Genomic DNA, 19,142 nt, shown 5'->3' with positions numbered 1-19,142 from the left:
CTCACACGGGCGGGTCGAGTGCGCGGAAGTACGTCCAGCTGGTCTCGTTCGGCTCGCTCCACTTCTCCGGGGCCCGTGCGAACCGCGGGTGGTGGTCGGCGATGTGGGCACGGGTGCGCTCGGGCACCTCCGTGTACGAGCCGAGCTTGCGGCCCCGGCAGTGGTAGGTGAGGCCGCCGGGCCGCGCGCCGCGGGCCATCCACGGGACCCACGGGGACATCCGGGTCCACGACATGGTCGCCGGGACGCCGGGGTCCGGGCCGGCCAGGTCCTCGCGGCGGGCGAAGAACTGGAAGAGTTCCAGGGCCCGGTACGTGTCACCGGCCGAGTGACGGGGGTACTGGGCCGCCGGCAGGGGCGAGGGGTGGGCGAGCGGGATCTCCAGGCTGAAGCAGACCTGGTCGCCGAGGTCGGTCGTCGGGACCGGGAAGGGGCGCCACTTCTGGTTCGCCGGGTCGTTCCAGACGTGCACCACCGGCAGGTCCCGCCAGGTCTCCAGGATGTCGCCGGTGCCGGGGTCCAGGTAGAACGCGGCCTCACGGGTGAGCAGCCGGTAGGAGTCCGGGCCGTCCTCGGCGTCGTGGACGAGGCGGGCGACGTTGACGCCTTCGAAGCCGAAGAGGCGCTCGTAGGGCTCGTCGGGCGCCCATGCGAACACACTTCCGGACCACCAGTACGTGACCTCCTCGCCGTCGAGGGAGGCCCGGGTTCGGGCGAGGGAGCGGAGCGACTGCGCGGGTGTCGTCATGGGACGTACTCTGCGCGACCGCCGCCCCCGCAGGCCGGGAATCGGGGCGGCCCGCCCGATGAATTCGGGCGGCCGATCGGGTCTCCCCTGTATGACTCGCATCATCGCGGACATCTCGATCTCCCTCGACGGCCGTGTCACCGGGCCCGATCCCGGCCCGGGCAACGGTCTGGGCACCGGCGGCGAGGCCCTGCACACCTGGGCGTTCTCCGACGATCCCGAGGAGCGCCGGATCGTGCGCGAGACGACCGCCCGGTCGGGCGCCGTCGTCCTCGGCCGCCGGCTCTTCGACCTGGTGGACGGGCCGGGCGGCTGGGACGACACGGTCGGCTACGGCGCCGCGGAGGTCGGCAGGCCGCCGTTCGTCGTCGTGACGGCCTCGCCACCGGAGTCGGTCCGGCTCACCGGCCTCGACTGGACGTTCGTCACGACCGGTCTGCCCGACGCCGTCACCGCGGCGCGCGAGCGCGCCGAGGCGGCTTCCGCGGACCTCGGCCGGGACCTCGACGTCGTCCTGATGGGCGGCGGGGCCCTGATCGGCTCCGCGCTCGACGCCGGGCTGGTCGAGATGCTGTCCCTGCACCTGGCTCCCGTCGTGCTGGGCTCCGGAACGCCGCTGTTCACCGGCAAAACACCGCACACGCTCGTCCGGCGGAGCGCCAACCCCACACCGAACGCCACGCACCTGCTCTACGAACTCCTCTGACGTGCGCCGCGACGGACCCGCACCGCCGAGCCCGGCGGCCTGTTGACGGGGACGGGCCCGGCCCCTACGGTGCCCTCACCGCGCGACCCGCGCTCGGTGCCGGGGGTCCCCGAGGGGATGGTGGCAGGGCGATGAAGGCAGTGGTCCAGGAGCGGTTCGGTCCCCCGGACAGCCTGCGGCTGCGGGACGTGGACCGGCCTCACGCCGGTGCCGGCCAGGTGCTGGTGCGGGTGCACGCCGCCGCGGTGAACCCCTACGACTGGCACATGCTGCGCGGAGACCCGTACGCGGCACGGATGCTGGGCGGCATGGGACTGACCCGGCCGAAGCACCGGGTGGGCGGCATCGACGCGGCGGGGGTGGTGGAGCGGGTCGGCGCGGACGTGCGGGGGCTCGTCCCCGGCGACCGGGTCATGGGGTTCTGCCCGGGAGCCTTCGCCGAGTACGCGTGCACCACCGCACCGATGCTGGTGCCCGTGCCCGAGGGCCTGACCTTCGAGCAGGCCGCGGCACTGCCGATGGCGGCGGTGACCGCCCTGCGCGGCATCCGGACCGTCGGTCGCGTACGGTCCGGGCAGCGGGTACTGGTCAACGGGGCGGGCGGCGGCGTGGGCACCTTCGCGGTGCAGATCGCGGCGGTCCTGGACGCGGAGGTCACCGGGGTGTGCAGCGCCGCCGGCGCCGACCTGGTGCGTTCCCTGGGCGCCGCCCACGTCCTGGACTACGCCAGGGAGGACTTCACCGACGGGCGCGAGCGCTACGACGTCGTGCTGGACAACGTGGGCAACCACCCGCTGGGCCGGTTGCGCCAGGTGCTCACCCCGGCGGGCGTCCTGGTGGCCAACGGCGGCGGCTCCCCCGGCCGGGTGTTCGGGGCGATCGGCGCCATGCTGAAACTGGCGGCGGCCAACGCGGTCACGCGGCAGAGGCTGCGTCCGATCCTGCCGGCGACCCCGGACGGGCCGGTCCACGAGGACCTTCTCGCCGTCGCCGCGCTCGTCGACGCCGGGCAGGTCACGCCCGTGGTCGGCCGGACCTTCGCCCTGGCCGACACCGCGCGGGCGGTGCGGCACGTCGAGGAGGGCCACGCGCGCGGCAAGACCGTCGTCACCGTGGCGTAGGCCTCCCCCGGGCCGAGTCGCCGTACCCCTGCGTCAGTGGAAGCCGGTACGCGCGGCCGTGACCTCGACGGTGTCCTTCACCAGGGCCAGTGCCGCCCCCACCGGGCTCGACCGCCCACCGCTCACCGTCACGTCCCCCGCGTCCGGACAACCGAACACCACGGCCTTCTCGGGCCCGGTCAGTGCGTGCAGCGGGTCGCCCGGTTCGGTCTCCTCGAGCCGTACGCGCACGACGCCGGGCTCGGCCAGCGACGCGCCGGCGACCGCCCGCAGCCGATGGGACCGGGCGGCCGCTGCCAGGGCACGGCTCGCCGTGCTCCCGTCCACCGGCTCCGCCCGCACCCGCACCCCGGCGGGGTCCCAGCCCCAGGCCAGCGCGGCCAGCAGCCGCACCTTGGTGGCGGCGTCCTCGCCCGACAGGTCCGCCGAGGGATCCGCCTCCGCGATGCCCCGCAGCCCGGCGGCGCGGATCGCGTCGCCCAGCGTCTCGCCCTCGGCCAGGCGGTCGAGCACGAAGGTGGCGGTGCCGTTGGGGCAGGCGCGGATCGTCCGGCAGTCCAGCCCGCGCAGGGACGTGCGCGACAGGTCGCCCGCCGGGAGGGCCGCCCCGGTGGCCCCGGAGATCCTGATCATGCTGCCGCCCGCCCTGGCGGCCGCGTCGAGGTCTTGCCAGTGCGTGAGCAGATGGCTCTTGGTGGCCGTCACCACGTGGATGCCCCGGCGCAGTGCGGCCAGGGCCTCCTCGGCGGCCCGCTCCCGCAGTCCGGGCGAGGACGGGACGGCCTGGACGAACACCCGCGCGCCGGTGCGGTCGAAGGTCTCGTCCAGCGGCCTCGCGGGACCCCACCGCGAGCGCGGCGGCACCGACCCGTCCGCGTCCGGCCGGCACTGGGCCGCGCTCGCGCGTACGGCGGCCACCCGCGGTCGTACGCCGTGACGGCGTGCGAGCGCCTCTCCGTCCCGGGCCAGCCGGTCGGCGAAGGCCTGCCCGACCGGGCCGTACCCGGCGAGGACCACAGCGGTCGGAGTCGCTTCATCCATGGATTCGGGATCCTCTCACACGACCGGCCGGGAAAGGGCCCGTCAGCGGGGCGGTCGTACGAGGCCGGAGCGGTAGGCGTGGACGACGAGCTGAGCCCGGTCCCGGGCGCCGAGCTTGGTCTTGGCGCGCTGGACGTGGGTGCGCACGGTCAGCGGGCTGAGGAAGAGCTCCGCCGCGATCTCCTTGTCGGACTTGCCGTCCGCGACCATGGCGGTCACCTCTCGCTCGCGGGCGGTGAGGGCGGCCAGGTCCTCGGGCGGCACGGGGGACGCCCCGGGGTCGGGGGAATCGAGGAACCGGGTGATGAGGCTGCGGGTGGCCGCGGCGGACAGGAGGGCGTCGCCGGCGGCCACCGTGCGGATGCCGTCGAGGAGTTCCTCGGCCGTGACGTCCTTGCCGAGGAACCCGCTCGCCCCGATGCGCAGCGCCCGGGCGACGTGTTCGTCGGTCTCGAAGGTGGTGAGGATGAGGACCCGGGTGCCCCGGAGGGCCGGGTCGGCGCAGATCTCGGCGGTGGCGGCGAGGCCGTCGGTGCCGGGCATGCGGATGTCCATGAGGACGATGTCGGGTCGGTGGGTGCGGGTCAGCTCGACGGCGTCCCGGCCGTCGGCGGCTTCGGCGACCACGTCCATGTCCTCGCTGGAGTCGATCAGGATGCGGAAGGTCGCCCGCAGCAGGGCCTGGTCGTCGGCGAGCAGCACGCGGATCGTCATGAGGGCTGTTCCCTTGGTGGTGGCGGGGCGGGGAGTTCGGCGGTGACGGCGAAGCCGCCGTCCGCGAGGGAGCCCGCGCTCAGTCGTCCGCCGGAGGTCTCGGCGCGTTCCCGCATGCCGAGGAGGCCGAAGCCGCCGCCGGGGCCCGGCGGGCGCGGGGTGGCGCCGCCGTCGTCGGTGACCGTGAGGGTGAGGCGGTCGTGGGCGTAGGCGAGGTGCACGTCGGCCGTGCCGGCGTCGGTGTGCTTGGTGACGTTGGTGAGGGCCTCCTGCACGATCCGGAAGGCGGTCAGGTCGACTCCGGGCGGCAGGGGGCGCCGTGTGCCCCGGACGGTGACGGTGACGTGGAGTCCGGCGGAGCCGAACGCGGAGACCAGTTCGGGGAGTCGGCCGAGCCCCGGGGGCGGTCGCAGGTCGTCTTCGGGGTCGTCGGCGTCGTCCGGCCTGCGCAGGAGGCCCACGGTGGCCTTCAGTTCGCGCAGTGCCGACGCGGTGGTGCCGGTGAGGTGCGTGAGGATCTCGTGGGCCTGCTCGGGGTGGCTGCGGGCGAGGTGGGCGGCGGTGCCGGCCTGGGCGTTGGCCAGCGCCATGTGGTGGGCGACGACGTCGTGCAGTTCGCGGGCGATGCGGATGCGTTCCTCGGCGACGCGGTGCCGGGCCTCCTCCTCGCGGGTGCGTTCGGCGTGCTCGGCCCGGGTGTGGACGGCGTGGAGGTACGCGCGGCGGCTTCGGACCGACGTGCCGGCCAGAACGGGAAACAGCATCCAGGCGACCGGGGGCAGGCTCTCGGCGGCCCACGGCTGACCGTCGCGCCCGGCGAGCAGCGCGGCCGGAACGATCAGCGCGACGGCTCCGAGATACGAGGCGTAGGCCGCTCGCTGCGGGGTGCGGACCGCCGCCTCGTACAGCGCCACCAGCACCGGCGTCAGCAACAGCACCAGGACCGGATAGCCCACCGCCACGGACACGGCGGCGCAGGCGGCGGTCATCAGGACCGCCGCTCGCGGGTGGTCGCGGCGCCGGAACAGGCCGGCGGTGGCCGCGAGTGCCAGGGGCTGGCCCGCCCACCAGCCGGGGTCTGACTCCACGTACTGCCGGCTCGTGGCAACGAGCACCAGCAGCAGGAAGGCCGCCTCGACGAGGTGCGGGTGACCGTCGGCGTACCGTCGCCAACTGCTGAGCATGAGTTCCTCCTCGGACCAGGATCGCCGATGCGGCCCGCGCACGTCGCAAGGGCCGCCCGCGGCAGACACGGGCGGCCCTCCCCGGGCGCGGTTCAGAGGCGCACCGGGTCCTGCTCCTCGACGCCGGGACGGGCCGCGAGCGTCGGGGCGGGGCTCCTGCGGCTGAGGGCCTCGCCCTCCACGTCGACCCGCGGGAGCAGCCGGTCCAGCGGTCGTGGCAGCCACCACGCCCGCTTGCCGAGCAGGACGAGGACGGCGGGCACGAAGGCCATACGGACGACGAAGGCGTCGAACAGGACGGCGGCGGCCAGGCCGAAGCCGACCATCTTGAGCAGGGTCTCACCGCCGGTCATGAAGCCCGCGAAGACGGACATCATGATGACCGCCGCGGCGGTGACGACCCGGCCGCTGTGGCGGAACCCGGTGGCGACGGCCTCCGCCGGCCGCTCCCCGTGGATGACGGCCTCCCGCATCCGCGACACGAGGAACACCTGGTAGTCCATGGCGAGTCCGAAGACGATGCCCACCAGCATGAGCGGCATCGTGCTCATGATCGGTCCGGTCTCGTCGATGCCCAGGAGTCCCGCGCCGTGGCCGTTCTGGAAGACGGTGACGAGTACGCCGAAGGACGCCCCCACCGACAGCAGGAAGCCGAGGGCGGCCTTGAGCGGTACGAGTACGGACCGGAAGACCACCAGCAGCAGGAGGAAGGCCAGGCCGACGACGACCAGCAGGTACGGGATCAGGGCGTCCGTCATCTTCTGGGCGACGTCGATGTTGAGCGCGGTGGTGCCGGTCACCTCGAAGGTCGTGCCGGTGGCGGACTCCGTCGCGAGGCGCTCGTCGCGGATGGTGTGGACGAGCTCCTTCGTTCGCTCGCTGGTCGGCGCGGTGGAGGGGACCGCCCGGATCACCGCGGTGTCCTTCGCGGCGTTGAACCGGGGCGGCGACACGGAGACGACTCCCTCGGTACCGGCGATCTTCTCGGAGACCGCTGTGACTGCGGAGCGCGGGTCGTCGGCCCGCCGGGCGTCCACGACGATGGTCAGCGGGCCGTTGAACCCGGGACCGAAGCCGTCCGCGAGGGCGTCGTACGCCCGGCGTTCGGTGGTGGACGTGGGCTTGGCCTCGTCACCGGGCATGCCGAGCCGCAGGTCCAGCGCCGGTACGGCGAGAGCGCCCAGTACGGCCACCGAGCCGAGCAGCACGGGTACCGGGCGGCGCCGGACGAACCGGGCCCACCGGGCGGCCCACTGCCCGCTCTCCCCAACCGGCCGGGCGGCACCGGGTTTCGCCCCCTTGCGTACGCGGCGGGCCAGCACGGCGTCGGGCCAGAAGCCGAACAGCGCGGGCACCAGGGTCAGTGTGATCAGCACCGCGCAGACGACCGCGCCGGCGGCGGCCAGGCCCATCCTCGTCAGGGACGGGACTCCGATCACCGACAGACCGGCCAGCGCGATGACCACGGTGAGTCCGGCGAAGACGACCGCGGATCCGGCCGTGCCCACGGCCAGCCCCGCGGCCTCCTGGGCCGGGTGCCCCTTCGCCCGCTCCTCGCGGTAGCGGGAGACGACGAGCAGGGCGTAGTCGACACCCACCGCGATGCCGATCATCGTCGCGAGGTCGCTGTCGGTCGCGGACAGGCCGAGGGCGCCGCCCAGCGCGATGATCGAGGCGAGCGTGAGGGCCACGCCGACGACCGCGGTGATGAGCGGCACCCCGGCGGCGGCGAGCGACCCGAAGGTGATCAGGAGAACCAGCGCGGCGATGCCGATGCCCAGGAACTCACCGATCCCGGTGGACGGCTCGCCCGCCAGGGCGCCGCCCCCGGCCTCGACGGTCAGGCCGGCCTGCCGGGCCTTCTCCACCGCTTCCGTGAGATCTTCCCTGCTGGCGTCGGTGACGTTGTCGTCGGTCACCTTGTAGGTGACGGTGGTGTAGGCCGTGGACGCGTCCTCGCTGACCGTCGACGCGTCGAGGGGGGCCGACACCGAAGCGACCTGCGGCCCGTCGGCCACCTCGGCCACCAGGGCGTCGATCGCCGTCCGGTACTCGGTCGCCGTGACCTTGCCGCCGTCCGGTGCGACGAGGACGATCCGGGCACTCGAACTCTCCGCCTCGGCGCCCGGGAACCGCTCGTTGATGAGGTCGAAGGCGTGCTGGGACTCGATCCCCGGCATCGAGTCCGAGTCGTCGGCCGCCTCGCCGGCGCTCATGGCGCCGAGCACGACGCCGAGGACGACGGCCGCCCACGCCAGGGTCACCCACCGGCGCCGTCGAAAGGCGCCACGGCCCAACCGGTACAGCAAAGTTGCCATGGAGAGGTCTCCGCATCTGATCTGGGGAACCTCTCCAGACTCACCGGGCGGCCACCGTCCCGTCGTCGTCCGCACCGACCGTCGCGTGTACTCACTTTCGAGTACCGCGGCAGTGGTCGGACGCCCGGACGGTGAGACCCGGGCGGCCCTCAGGTGTCCGCCGTCCCGGCCGCGCAGTACGTCGCGCCCTACGCCGGGCTCACCACGCGAGGCCCGCCAGGTGCGCGGCGACCCGCGCGCGGTCCCAGGCGCCGTCGGCGACGACCACGCGGTAGGCCCGAGCGAGGGTCTCGCCCGGTGGCAGGACCAGTTCCTCGTGGAAGGCCCAGGAGGGTGCGACCGCGGCGAAGGGGTCGCTGCGCACGAACCAGTGGGCCGGGTGGGTGCCCTTCTTGCCCGAGTGGTCGTTGGAGGGGGCGTGTTCGAAGACGAGCGTGGCGTGGCCGTCCCGTCCGTCGTGCTCGCCGACGTAGGCCAGCCAGCGGGCGCTGGAGCCCATCGGGTCGGCGTGGGCGGGCTCGCCGGACTCCGCGCCGGCGAGGGGCTCCGCGCAAGCGGGGGACTCCGCCGTGAAGACCCGGCCGCCGCGGAAGGCGCGGGGCCCGCGCCAGAACAGCCCGGTGTAACCGGCGGCGGGGCGTCCGTGGGTGGTGGGGCTGCCGAACCGCAGTGGTTCGGCGCGCCGGTTGGTCACCGCGGACGTCCAGGTGAGCGTCCAGCTGCCGGTGTCCGGGTCGACGTCGCGGACCTCGATGCGGCGCCTCTCCTCGGCCCACAGCTCGCCGCCGTGCGGGTGCCAGGTCAGCTGCTCGGCGATGACGGCGCGGTCCGCCTCGGCGCCGACCTCCTCGAAGGACACGTGGGCCATCGAGCCGACCCGCTCCGGCAGCGCGCGGTAACCCTCGCCGTGCACATAGGTGTTGCCGCCCCACAGGTTCTGTCCGGACAGGTGGGAGGCGGTCAGTTGGAGCCCCTTGTGCCAGCGGTGGTCGTTGGGGCGGTAGTCCGTGACGATTGCGCCGGACAGGGTCCGGACCGGGTGGAGGTACGGCTTGGGCGCCTCCCACGCGGCCTCGGGGCGGTACACGTAGGAGAACAGCTCGGTTCCGGCCGCCCCGTGGGCCACGGTGACGCGGTCGCCGTGGACGTGGGTGAGTGAGAGCTTCATGGGGTCCTCTTCCTCCCGGCGGACATATGCCGCTGCACCGTCGGGCAACCAAGATAGCAAGCGCTTGCCACAAGGCGGCTCGCCGCGCCGCCTGGCCACTTGGGCACCGACGGGGGCAAGGACGAGTGCCCTCGTCGAGAGCACTCTCGCTCGGCGAGACACTGGGGCGCGCCTCGTGCCGCCCTAGGCTTTTTGACCATGGAAATCCCGAGACACCTCATCGAACTCCGGCGCGCCGTCGAGGCGGCGGACAACCGCTACCGCAGCAACAGGGGCGAGAACGCCACGGTCGCCCTGGCGGTCTGGTCCGACGCCACCGCCGCACTCGCCCGGGGCATCGCCGCCTACGCCGACGAGACCGGCGTACCGCACCGCGAGGTGGAGCTGGCCGTACAACGCGCGACGGGACGACGCACCCCTGCGCAGTAAACCCTCCCGGTGGGCCGTTGGCGGGCCATTGACGGGCCGTTGACAGTGAAGGCTAATGGCAGTAGCTTTTAGTTAATGCCGTTAGCCACACCGGGGAGTGACATGACCGAGCACCTTGCCGTCGACGGCGGCACGATCGCGTACGAAGTGACCGGGTCAGGCCCGCTGATCGTGCTCGCGCACGGCATGGGCGACAGCCGCGCCGCCTACCGCGCCATCGTCCCCCAGTTGGTGGCGGCGGGTCACCGGGTCGCCGCGGTGGACCTGCGCGGCTGCGGCGAGTCGAGCGTCGACTGGCCGGAGTGGAGCCGCACCGCCATGGCCGGCGACCTGATCGCCCTGATCCGCCACCTGGGCGGCCCCGCCGTACTGGTCGGCCACTCGGCCTCGGGGGGCGCCGCCACCATCGCCGCGGCCCGGGAGCCCTCCCTGATCACGGCGGTCGTCGAGCTGGCACCGTTCACCCGCAAGCAGTCGGTGCGGCTCGGCGACCTGCGGGTGAAGCGGTTCCGGCGGGGCATGCTCCGGCTGCTCGGCGCGGGCGTGTTCGGCAGCCTGCCCATGTGGCGCTCGTACCTCGACCTCGCGTACCCGGGCGTGAAGCCGGCCCACTGGAGCGAGCGGCTCGGCCGCATCGAGTCCCTGCTGCGCGAGCCGGGCCGGATGAAGGCGATGCAGGCCATGGGCCGCAGCGCGCCGACGGACGCCGGCGCCCAACTCGGCAACGTCCGCTGCCCGGTCCTGGTGGTGATGGGCACCCTCGACCCGGACTGGGCCGACCCGCACGCGGAGGGGTCGGCCGTCGTCGCGGCCCTGCCCTCCGGGCTCGGCCGCCTGGAGATGATCGAGGGCGCCGGACACTACCCGCACGACCAGTTCCCCGACGAGGTGGCCGCGCTCGTGCTCGCCTTCCTCCGCTCGGACGCCGCCCGTGCCTAGGGCGGGCCTGGATCCGGATGCCGTGGTCGCGGCCGGTGCCGCGCTGGCCGACGAAGTGGGCTTCGCCAACCTCACGATGGGCCTGCTGGCCGAGCGGGTCGGCGTACGCACCCCGTCCCTGTACAAGCACGTGGGCGGCCAGGACGACCTCGCCCGGCGGATCGCGGTCCGCGCCCTGAACGAGGCCGCGGACGCCGTCGGCGGCGCCGTCCAGGGGTACGCGGGGCGGGACGCCCTGGCGGCCGCCGCGCGCGCGTTCCGCGCCTTCGTCCTGGAGCACCCCGGCCGGTACGCCGCGACGATCGGCCCGGAACCCTCGGGGCCGGACGATCCGCTGGCCGTCGCCGGGCAGCGGCTGCTCGGCGCGTTCACCGCGGTCCTGCGCGGCTACGACCTCAAGGACGGCGACGTGAACCACGCGCTGCGCCTGCTGCGCAGCCTCTTCCACGGCTTCGCCACGCTGCAGGCCTCGGACGGCTTCCAGTGGAGCACCGACGTCGACGACAGCTTCGAGTGGCTCATCGCCTTCGCCGACCGGGGCCTGCGCACCCTGTGACACCGGCGGGCGTCAGCCGAGCGGCACGTCCGCGGAGCGGCTGCGTACGGCGTCGAGCGCGGCGAGGGACGACGCGTCCAGGGCGATCCCGCCCACGGCGAGGTTCGCGTCCAGATGACCGGCGTCGGCGGTGCCGGGGATGAGCAGCACGTTCGGGGCGTGGTGGAGCAGCCAGGCGAGACCCACCTGGGCCGGTGTCACGCCGAGCGCCCCGGCCACGGTGTGCACGGCGGGCTCGTCGGCGACCTTGGGCATGGCGGGGAACGCGCCGCCGAGCGGGAAGTACGGCACCCAGGCGACGCCCTCGGCGGAGCACAGCGCGAGCATCTCCTCGTCGTCCCGGCTCACGACGCTGTAGGCGTTCTGCACGCAGACGATGCCCGCCGTCAGGGCCCGGCGCAGTCCGTCCGGCGTCACGCTGCTCAGACCGATCGCACCGATCTTGCCCTCGTCGCGCAGCGCCGTCAGCACGGCGAGCTGGTCGTCGAGGTCGACCACCTGGTCGCCCTCCGCGCGGAGGCCGGGGCCGGTGTCGAGGCGGCGCAGGTTGACGACCGCGATCCGGTCGGTGCCGAGGCTCCTGAGGTTGTCCTCGACGCTCGCCCGCAGTTCCTCCGGTCGCTGTGCGGGGCGCAGCGGGAGGGGGCCGCCGGGGTCGGGGTCGGCGCCGACCTTGCTCACCACCACGACGTCGTCCGCGGGACGCAGCGCCTCGCGGATGACCTCGTTGACGAATCCGTCGCCGTAGAACTGTGCGGTGTCGAGGTGGTCGACGCCGTGTTCCACCGCGCGGCGCACGAGGGCGACGGCGGCGGCCCGGTCGGCGTGCAGGCGTTCGAGCTGCATCGCGCCGTAGCCGATGCGGGAGACGGTGCGGCCGGCGAGCACTCCGGCCCCGCCGGGGCGGGGGGTGCCGCCGTGCGTGGCACGGGTGGAGGAGGGGGTGCCGGTTGACGTCATGGGAAGTCCGTCCTCGTGCGATGATGACAGAAGCGGAGGACCCTCCGCTTCCATGACTGTAGCACTACCGGAGGATCCTCCGCTTTGAGTCCGGACCAGCAACCGAGCGCCGCCCCCGACCGGCCGGGCGGCGCCGAACGCCCGCTGCGCGCGCATGCGCGGCGCAACCGCGAGAAGCTCGTCGCCGCCGCGCGGGCCGCGTTCACGGCCGCGGACGACACCGTCCCGTTGGACGGCATCGCCCGTGCGGCGGGTGTCGGCATCGGCACGCTCTACCGCCACTTCCCCACCCGCGAGGCGCTGGTCGAGGCCGTGTACGCCGCCGAACTGGACGACGTCACGGCCAGTGCCGCCGCGCTGCTGGACACGCTGCCGCCCGAGCGGGCGCTGCGCGCGTGGATGGAGCGCTACGCGGCGTTCGTCGCGGCGAAACGCTCCATGCTCAACACCCTCCACAGCGGCTGGGCCTCGGGTCGCCTCGCGACGCCCGCCACCCGCGAGCGCATCACGGCCGCGATCGGCACCATGCTCGCGCAGGGGGCACAGGAGGGCTCGCTGCGCGGGGACGTGGCACCCGACGACGTCACCGCGATGCTGATCGGCGTGTTCCTCTCGACGGTCGACGACGAGCCGGAGCGCACGGAGCGCCTGCTCGATCTCGTCGTCGACGCCCTCAGGCCGCCGGGGAGTTCATGACCCGCGCCGGCGGGTCACCGGTCACCGGCGGGCCGAGGCCGCCAGCATCGGGAGGGAAACGATGTCGGCGAGGGCCTGCTGGCCGGCGATGTTCGCGTGGACGCCGTCGCCGGTGTCGTACGGCGGGTTGATGCTGTTCGGCCGTACCGGGTCTTCGAGCACCTGGTCGAAGGGGAGGATCCCGTCGCAGGTGCCGCCGCAGCTGTTCCACTTCGAGACGAACGTGCCGACGGCGTGCCGGTCGCGGTTGTGCTGGTCGGTGTAGCCGGGGCGAGGGGTGATGGGCGTGACGTACACCTTGATGCCCGCCGCGCGCAGTCGCTGGAAGACCTCCCGGTAACTCGCCTCGATCCGGGCGGCGTCGCAGCCGGCCGGGAGGTCGTTGGTCCCGTAGTAGTAGAGGACTCCCGTGACCCCGTGCAGCGACAGCACGTCGCGCTCCAGCCGGGCGGCGGCGTCCAGACCGCGGACGGACTCACCGATGCCCGGGCAGGTCGCGGCGCTCGTGGTGCCGCCGATGCCCGCGTTGGCGACGGCGAACTGCCGGGTGGGGGGCAGTTCGGAGGCGATCCGCCGGGCGAGGTCGTCGGTCCACCTCAGATCGGCGCCCGGGCGGCTGCAGCCCGGTCCGCAGTTCGTCGACCCGGTTCCGTCGACCACCGAACTGCCGTAGGCGACCAGGCTCCCCCGCAGGCGCGGGTTGCGTACGTCGACCGCGCTGACCAGGAGCGTGGAGCCGGTCGTTTCGGTGAACGCGGTGCCGTCCCGGTCGGCGGTGTGGTCGCCGGAGCCGGGCGGGGTCAGGTAGTTGGTGCGGAAGGCGCTGTCGTGGCGCCCCGGAGCCACCGTGCCGGAGACGGAGAGCGACACCGCGATGTCGTCCTGGGCGGCGGTGCGGAGCCCGGTGCTGTCGCTCCACACCTCACCGCCGGGCGGGACGACGACCCGGCGCCGGCCGTCGAACGTCACGGGACGCGGGCGCCCCTCCGTCGCGGCGTCCTTGCCGTCGCTGTGGGCCACCGTCGCCGCGTCGACGGTGAGCGGCGTCCCGCCGAAGGTGTTCTGGACGCGTATCCGGACCGCGTCACCTCCCTGGCTCAGGTGGGTGATCATGCGCATCGACTGGTCGCGCAGCGGTGTGGGCGCGGCGTTCTGCTGTGAGGCGGCCCAGGACGTGAACCAGGCGTTGCCGCCCGGCCGGCCGGCCTGCCCGGTACCGGCGGGAGCGGCGGCGGTGCTGGTGGACGCGGCCAGGACGGAGGACGCCAGGGTGAGTGCCAGGGCGGCCGCAACGCCTCTGGCCAGGGGCGCGCGGGCGGGGTCGAGTACTCGGGCAAGGAGACGGCGCATCGGTACCTGCCTTTCCGACGTGACGGGGTGCAGGGCTGGATCCTCCCCGGCCGTTCCCCGGCTCACGCCACTCGCGGCCCGGCGGTGCCTCGCGGTGCCCCGCGCACCGCCCGGCACGCCAACCCCGCGCCCCCGAGACCCGATTGCATCCGCCGTACACCGCGGCGGCGCCCCGGTGTCGCCCTTGCGACATGTCCCACCTGTGCCACCCGAATCGCATGACACCCCGTCTTCGCCAAGCTCATTCTGGCCAACGCACCAACTCGCATCGAACGCATGGGAAGGCAGCGCACTGATGAGACGGATCCGCCTGTTGGCCGCGATATCGGCCGGTCTGGCGCTGGCCGCCGGCGCCGTGGCCCCCGTACCCGCACTCGCGGGCACCCCGCGTCAGGACGCCGTCGCGCCTGCGACGGACCGGGGCACCGCGACGGACCGGGGCACCGCGACGGACCGGGGCACCGCGACGGTCAAGCTGATCACCGGTGACAGCGTGACCGTCACCCGGGCCGCGGACGGACGCCAGGCGGCGTCCGTCACGCCGGGGCCCGGGAGACGGGGCATCCTTTTCCGCACCCTTGAGCAGGACGGCCATGTGACGGTCCTCCCGTCCGACGCCGACGCCCTGGTCGCCGCCGGACGCCTGGACCGGGACCTGTTCGACGTGACGGCGCTCCTGGCGCAGCGGTACGACACCGCGCACACCGACGCGCTGCCGCTCATCGTGGAGCAGGCCGAAGGCGTGGCGGCCTCCTCCGTGAACGCGTTGACCGACCTGGGGCGGGACGCGTCGGTCCGTGAACTCGACAGCATCGACGCACGCGCCGTGCGGGTCGACGAGGCGGACCTCGGCCGGTTCTGGAAGCGGCTCGTCCCGGCCGGCGGGCAGCGCGCCAAGGCCGCGGCCACCACTCCGCGGGTGTGGCTGGACGGCCGGGTGGCCGCGTCCCTGGACCGCAGCACGGCCCAGATCGGCGCTCCGGACGTGTGGTCGGCCGGTTACCGGGGCGACGGCGTCAAGGTCGCCGTCCTGGACACCGGTGCCGACCAGAGCCATCCCGATCTCGCCGGCCGGGTCGCGGCGGCCAAGGACTTCTCCGGCAGCTCCGGCACCAACGACGTCTTCGGGCACGGCACCCACGTCGCCTCCATCGTCGGCGGCAGCGGCGCCGCCTCCGGCGGGAGCCGCCGAGGTGTCGCGCCCGCCGCGCAGTTGCTGGTGGGCAAGGTGCTCGGCGACGACGGCTTCGGCAGCGAGTCGCAGGTGATCGCGGGCATGGAGTGGGCGGCGGACCAGGGCGCCGACGTCGTCAACATGAGCCTCGGCTCCGCCGGGGCCACCGACGGCACCGATCCGATGAGCCAGGCGCTCAACGACCTCAGCCGGCGCACCGGCACACTGTTCGTGGTCGCGGCCGGCAACGAGGGCGAGCAGGGTCCCCGCACGGTCGGCTCGCCCGGGGCCGCGGACGCCGCGCTCACCGTCGGGGCCGTCGACCGGGACGATTCCCTCGCCCCGTTCTCCAGCCGCGGCCCGCGCCTCGGTGACGACGCGGTGAAGCCGGACGTCACGGCCCCCGGTGTGGGCATCGTGGCGGCCCGCGCGGCCGGGTCGGCGATGGGCGACCCGGTCGACGAGCACTACACCGCCGCCTCGGGCACCTCGATGGCCACCCCCCATGTGGCGGGCGCGGCCGCGCTCCTCGCCCAGCGCCATCCCGAGTGGACCGGCGCGCAGTTGAAGGACGCGCTGATCAGCACGGCGGTCACGGTGGACGGCCAGAAGGTCACCGAACAGGGCGGCGGACGGATCGACGTGCGCGCCGCGGGACTGGGCGCGGTGACCGCCACCGGCACCCTCGTCATGGGGCCGTTCACCTCGCAGGACACCGAGCCCGTGACGTCGGGGGTCAGGTACACCAACTCCTCGGACCGGGACGTCACGCTCTCGCTCGCCGTCGAGCTGGCCACGGAAGGCGGCAAGGCGCCTGCCGAGGGATCGGCGCGGCTCGGCTCCGACTCCGTGCGCGTGCCCGCCGGTGCCTCGGCCGAGGTGCCGCTGACCGTCGATCCCGCCCGCGCCGGACAGGGCAAGTTCTACGGCTACGTCACCGCGACGGCCGCCGACGGCTCGGTGGCCGCGCACACCACGCTGAGCCTGGTGGTGCACGGGCCGACGCACCGGATCACCGTGAAGACGATCGACAAGGACGGCCGGCAGGTCGACGGCCTGCCCACCATCTGGGGTGCCGAGGGCTTCGTCGGCTACAGCGACCCCGCGGCCGCCGTCGCCGAGGTCGAGGAGGGCGTGTACCAGCTCAACACCAGCTGGACCACGTCGGCCGACGACGGCCAGGAGCTGCGCCACGTGGTGCTGCCCGAGGTCAAGGTCACCAAGGACATGACCGTCACCCTGGACGCCCGCAAGACGGTTCCCGTGGAGATCCGAACGCCCCGGCCCGCGGAGCAGCGCGGGATCCTGAGCTACCAGACCTACCGTGAGATCGGGGGCCGCAGCCTGACACAGGGCACGATGTACTTCGACATCGCCAAGCGGCTGTACATCAGTCCCACGGCCAAGGTCACCGAGGGCACCTTCGAGTTCGCCTCCCGCTGGCAGCTCGTCGCCCCGCTCATCGAGGCGAAGGTGTCCCGCACCCGGTTCGACCTGGGCGCGTACTACATGCCCGCGTCGCCGCTCTTCCCCGAGCGGGGCGCGACCCTGACCGCGGTCGACGCCGGTGACGCGGCGGACGCCGACTTCACCCGCGCCCGCGGCAAGGTCGCGGTGGTGGACAACCCGACGGGAGCCGGCGAGCGCGCCCTGGTCGAACGGGCGGCCGCGGCCGGGGTCCGCGCGGTGATCCTCGTCCACTTCAACGACACCGGCTGGACGCGCTGGCGGCCGACGGGCGACCGCAACGCCCTGCCCACGCTGCGCATCGGCAAGGACACGGGCGCCGAGCTGCTCGCGCGCATCGCCCGCGGCTCGACCTCGGTGCGGTTCACCGGAACCGCGCGCAGCCCGTACCTGTACGACGTGATGCAGGTGTCCGAGCAGCAGGTGCCCCGGAAGGTCGTGCACACGGTGTCCGCGCGCAACAGCGCGGTCGTCCGCACCACATACGCCGACAACGGTGTCACGGGGTGGGCGAGCGAGCAGCGCTTCGGCTGGCGGCCGTACCAGGACACGGCCTGGCTGCAGTACACCCGGTTCGTGCCGCTCGGTTTCGAGCGCACCGAGTACGTGAGCGCGGGCGACACCACCTGGCAGCACCGGGTGCACCACACCACGACGTTCGACGTGGACCAGCCGCTCATCGCCGGTATGCGGGACGATCCGCGCACCTACCGGGCCGGCGGACAGCCCGGGGAGACCTGGCAGGGCGCGGTCGTCCGGCCGTCGATCCCGGCCGGCACCACGACGCCGACCGTGCGGGACGGCAACGTACTGCGGCTGAGGGTCCCGGAGTTCACCGACTCGCAGGCCGGGCACTGGTCGCCCAGCTCCGGCGGTGACACCGCGAGCGCCGTGCTGTACCGGGACGGCGAGCGGGTCGACGGGGTCGACAGCGCCTGGCAGAACGTGGCCGTGCCGGCCGAACGGGCGCGCTACCGGCTGGACATGGAGACCGCACGCGACTCCGAGGCCTGGACGAGGGGCGTGGCCACCAGTACCTCCTGGTCCTTCGAGTCGGGTCGCACGGACGCCGCCGCACCGCTGTCGCTGCTGCAACTGGACTACGACGTACCGGTCGACGTGCGCAATTCCGTGCGCGGCACCCGTTCGCACCACGTCGACGTGCGGGTGCGCGCCCAGGAAGGGCTGCCCGTTCCGCGCGGTGTGAGCGTCCGGGTCGAGGCGTCCTACGACGACGGGCGCACCTGGTCGGCGGCGCGCACCCACGCGCACGGCCACAACGCGTTCCGGGCCTCGCTCACGCCGCCCGCCCACGGGGAGTCGTGGGTCACGCTCCGCGTCACGGCGCGCGACTCGGCGGGCGACTCGGTCCGGCAGACGGTGCAACGCGCCTACGCGGTACGCCGGTAGCGGCCCGTCCGGCACGAAGGGTGTGCGGCAGGTGACGCCGCACACCCCCGCCGCGCCCTCCCCACCTGTGCAGTACGGTGTTCAACCGTTACGGCCCAGGATCCGGGGAGGGCGTTCGCGGTGCTGGAGATCGCTGGGCTGTCGCCCGACGAGGAGTCGGTGTACGCGCTGCTCGTGGCCTTCGGCCGGGCCGGCGCCGCCGACCTGGCGGAGCGTGACGGCGTGCCGGTCGAGCGGATGGACCGCGTCCTGGAGTCGCTCACCGCGAAGGGTTTCGCCAGCCCCACCGACGGCGTCCCGCGGCTCTACCAGGCGGCGCCGCCCGACGTCGCGCTGCTGCCCCGGCTCAAGCGCAGTGCCGAGGACCTGGACCTCGCCCAGCACGAGGCGGCCCGGCTGATCGAGTCCTACCGGGACACCATGCGCAGGCGGGACGCGGGGCAGCTCCTGGAGGTCATCACCGGTGCCGAGGCGCTGCGCCAGCACCTGCGGCAGATCCAGACCAGCGTGCGCGAGGAGATGCTCTGGTTCTGCAAGGCGCAGTACGTGGCCATGCCCTCGGGCAGCAACACCGAGGAGTTCGAGGCGCTGGCCCGGGGCGTGCGCTACCGGGTGCTGTACGAGAAGGCGTTCTTCGACGACGAGGGCGCGGTCGACAACGTCGTGGCGGGCGTGCGGGCCGGTGAGGTCGCCCGTGCCGTGCCCCATCTGCCGCTGCGCCTGGCGATCGCGGACCGCGCGGTGGCCGTCTTCCCGCTCGTCGCCGGCGGGCCGCACGGCAGTCCGGAGGAACCCACGACGGCGCTGGTCAGGGACAGCAATCTACTGGCGGCCCTGGTCGCGCTGTTCGAGCGGTACTGGGAGGACGCCGTCCCGCTGGACGTCGACGACTCGGGCGAACTCTCCGGGACCGACGGCCCCGCAGCGCCCGACGCGCTGGCCCCCACCGACCGCAGGCTGCTGTCGCTGCTGGTGGCGGGCGTGGCCGACAAGGCGATCGCCTCCCAGATGCAGCTCAGCCGCCGCACGGTCCAGCGCCGTATCCAGGGCATGATGGAACGCGCCAACGCCGCCACCCGCATGCAGCTCGCCTGGCAGGCGGCGCGGCGGGGATGGTTGTGACGGGCAAAGGCATGGGGCGCAGGCATGGGCGACGGGACA

The 19,142-nt window shown here is 73.9% G+C and carries 16 protein-coding genes; 8 read left to right on the top strand and 8 right to left on the bottom strand.

The window, feature by feature from the left end:
• Position 1 precedes the first annotated feature (1 nt).
• Positions 2–748 (bottom strand): DUF1838 domain-containing protein, encoded by a 747-nt coding sequence (locus tag ACH4D3_RS18160; protein ID WP_398323133.1) that lies wholly within the window; start codon positions 746–748, stop codon positions 2–4.
• A gap of 91 nt (positions 749–839) precedes the next feature.
• Here ACH4D3_RS18160 and ACH4D3_RS18155 point away from each other — a divergent pair, with 91 nt between their 5' ends.
• Together ACH4D3_RS18155 and ACH4D3_RS18150 are read left to right on the top strand one after the other, a co-directional pair.
• Positions 840–1,454, top strand: a complete 615-nt coding sequence (locus ACH4D3_RS18155; protein WP_398323131.1) for a dihydrofolate reductase family protein — start codon at positions 840–842, stop codon at positions 1,452–1,454.
• Between the two features lie 131 nt (positions 1,455–1,585).
• Positions 1,586–2,575 carry an NAD(P)-dependent alcohol dehydrogenase gene (locus ACH4D3_RS18150; protein WP_398323129.1) on the top strand — a complete coding sequence of 330 codons (990 nt, stop codon included), beginning with the start codon at positions 1,586–1,588 and terminating at the stop codon, positions 2,573–2,575.
• A 33-nt stretch (positions 2,576–2,608) separates the two neighbouring features.
• On the opposite strand, the gene ACH4D3_RS18145 is transcribed toward ACH4D3_RS18150, so the two are convergent.
• The 5 genes from ACH4D3_RS18145 to ACH4D3_RS18125 form a co-directional block, all read right to left on the bottom strand.
• Entirely contained in the window at positions 2,609–3,616 is a 1,008-nt protein-coding gene (locus tag ACH4D3_RS18145) for a homoserine dehydrogenase (protein WP_398323127.1), read from the bottom strand.
• 42 nt (positions 3,617–3,658) lie between these two features.
• Positions 3,659–4,330 (bottom strand): response regulator, encoded by a 672-nt coding sequence (locus ACH4D3_RS18140; protein WP_398323126.1) that lies wholly within the window; start codon positions 4,328–4,330, stop codon positions 3,659–3,661.
• A complete protein-coding gene (locus tag ACH4D3_RS18135) occupies positions 4,327–5,514 on the bottom strand; it encodes a sensor histidine kinase (RefSeq protein WP_398323124.1) in 1,188 nt (395 codons plus the stop codon). Before ACH4D3_RS18135 ends, ACH4D3_RS18140 begins: the two co-directional genes overlap by 4 nt.
• 92 nt (positions 5,515–5,606) lie before the next feature.
• On the bottom strand, positions 5,607–7,832 hold the full coding sequence (locus ACH4D3_RS18130) for an MMPL family transporter (protein WP_398323122.1): 2,226 nt from the start codon (positions 7,830–7,832) through the stop codon (positions 5,607–5,609).
• A 199-nt stretch (positions 7,833–8,031) separates the two neighbouring features.
• Positions 8,032–9,000, bottom strand: coding sequence for a PmoA family protein (locus ACH4D3_RS18125; protein ID WP_398323120.1), 969 nt, complete (start codon positions 8,998–9,000; stop codon positions 8,032–8,034).
• 198 nt (positions 9,001–9,198) lie between these two features.
• Here ACH4D3_RS18125 and ACH4D3_RS18120 point away from each other — a divergent pair, with 198 nt between their 5' ends.
• The 3 genes from ACH4D3_RS18120 (at position 9,199) to ACH4D3_RS18110 (ending at position 10,924) form a co-directional block, all read left to right on the top strand.
• Positions 9,199–9,429, top strand: a complete 231-nt coding sequence (locus ACH4D3_RS18120) for a hypothetical protein (RefSeq protein WP_398323119.1) — start codon at positions 9,199–9,201, stop codon at positions 9,427–9,429.
• 102 nt (positions 9,430–9,531) lie between these two features.
• Positions 9,532–10,368, top strand: a complete 837-nt coding sequence (locus tag ACH4D3_RS18115; protein ID WP_398323117.1) for an alpha/beta fold hydrolase — start codon at positions 9,532–9,534, stop codon at positions 10,366–10,368.
• A gap of 22 nt (positions 10,369–10,390) precedes the next feature.
• Positions 10,391–10,924, top strand: a complete 534-nt coding sequence (locus ACH4D3_RS18110) for a TetR/AcrR family transcriptional regulator (RefSeq protein WP_398323605.1) — start codon at positions 10,391–10,393, stop codon at positions 10,922–10,924.
• Positions 10,925–10,936: 12 nt separating this feature from the next.
• Here ACH4D3_RS18110 and ACH4D3_RS18105 read toward each other — a convergent pair whose 3' ends face one another.
• Positions 10,937–11,884, bottom strand: a complete 948-nt coding sequence (locus ACH4D3_RS18105; RefSeq protein ID WP_398323115.1) for an aldo/keto reductase — start codon at positions 11,882–11,884, stop codon at positions 10,937–10,939.
• An 84-nt stretch (positions 11,885–11,968) separates the two neighbouring features.
• Here ACH4D3_RS18105 and ACH4D3_RS18100 point away from each other — a divergent pair, with 84 nt between their 5' ends.
• A complete protein-coding gene (locus ACH4D3_RS18100) occupies positions 11,969–12,580 on the top strand; it encodes a TetR/AcrR family transcriptional regulator (protein ID WP_398323113.1) in 612 nt (203 codons plus the stop codon).
• A gap of 21 nt (positions 12,581–12,601) precedes the next feature.
• Here the strand turns inward: ACH4D3_RS18100 and ACH4D3_RS18095 are convergent, their stop codons facing one another.
• Entirely contained in the window at positions 12,602–13,930 is a 1,329-nt protein-coding gene (locus ACH4D3_RS18095) for an SGNH/GDSL hydrolase family protein (protein ID WP_398323111.1), read from the bottom strand.
• A 295-nt stretch (positions 13,931–14,225) separates the two neighbouring features.
• On the opposite strand from ACH4D3_RS18095, the gene ACH4D3_RS18090 reads away from it, so the two are divergent.
• Together ACH4D3_RS18090 and ACH4D3_RS18085 are read left to right on the top strand one after the other, a co-directional pair.
• Positions 14,226–17,981 (top strand): S8 family serine peptidase, encoded by a 3,756-nt coding sequence (locus ACH4D3_RS18090; protein WP_398323109.1) that lies wholly within the window; start codon positions 14,226–14,228, stop codon positions 17,979–17,981.
• A gap of 120 nt (positions 17,982–18,101) precedes the next feature.
• A complete protein-coding gene (locus ACH4D3_RS18085) occupies positions 18,102–19,103 on the top strand; it encodes a helix-turn-helix domain-containing protein (RefSeq protein ID WP_398323107.1) in 1,002 nt (333 codons plus the stop codon).
• The last annotated feature ends 39 nt before the right edge of the window (positions 19,104–19,142 follow it).

The organism is Streptomyces sp. NPDC018026, from assembly GCF_044327745.1.
GTDB lineage: Bacteria > Actinomycetota > Actinomycetes > Streptomycetales > Streptomycetaceae > Streptomyces > Streptomyces rubrogriseus.
Note: the sequence above shows the minus strand (reverse complement) of the source record. Positions and strands in the feature narration are given on the sequence as shown.

Bases quoted from the DNA above. Each gene is read 5' to 3' on its own strand.
- ACH4D3_RS18120 (WP_398323119.1), top strand. From the start codon at position 9,199: ATGGAAATCCCGAGACACCTCATCGAACTCCGGCGCGCCGTCGAGGCG.
- ACH4D3_RS18130 (WP_398323122.1), bottom strand. From the start codon at position 7,832: ATGGCAACTTTGCTGTACCGGTTGGGCCGTGGCGCCTTTCGACGGCGC.
- ACH4D3_RS18125 (WP_398323120.1), bottom strand. From the start codon at position 9,000: ATGAAGCTCTCACTCACCCACGTCCACGGCGACCGCGTCACCGTGGCC.
- ACH4D3_RS18115 (WP_398323117.1), top strand. From the start codon at position 9,532: ATGACCGAGCACCTTGCCGTCGACGGCGGCACGATCGCGTACGAAGTG.
- ACH4D3_RS18140 (WP_398323126.1), bottom strand. From the start codon at position 4,330: ATGACGATCCGCGTGCTGCTCGCCGACGACCAGGCCCTGCTGCGGGCG.
- ACH4D3_RS18090 (WP_398323109.1), top strand. From the start codon at position 14,226: ATGAGACGGATCCGCCTGTTGGCCGCGATATCGGCCGGTCTGGCGCTG.
- ACH4D3_RS18145 (WP_398323127.1), bottom strand. From the start codon at position 3,616: ATGGATGAAGCGACTCCGACCGCTGTGGTCCTCGCCGGGTACGGCCCG.
- ACH4D3_RS18135 (WP_398323124.1), bottom strand. From the start codon at position 5,514: ATGCTCAGCAGTTGGCGACGGTACGCCGACGGTCACCCGCACCTCGTC.
- ACH4D3_RS18160 (WP_398323133.1), bottom strand. From the start codon at position 748: ATGACGACACCCGCGCAGTCGCTCCGCTCCCTCGCCCGAACCCGGGCC.
- ACH4D3_RS18150 (WP_398323129.1), top strand. From the start codon at position 1,586: ATGAAGGCAGTGGTCCAGGAGCGGTTCGGTCCCCCGGACAGCCTGCGG.
- ACH4D3_RS18095 (WP_398323111.1), bottom strand. From the start codon at position 13,930: ATGCGCCGTCTCCTTGCCCGAGTACTCGACCCCGCCCGCGCGCCCCTG.
- ACH4D3_RS18105 (WP_398323115.1), bottom strand. From the start codon at position 11,884: ATGACGTCAACCGGCACCCCCTCCTCCACCCGTGCCACGCACGGCGGC.
- ACH4D3_RS18155 (WP_398323131.1), top strand. From the start codon at position 840: ATGACTCGCATCATCGCGGACATCTCGATCTCCCTCGACGGCCGTGTC.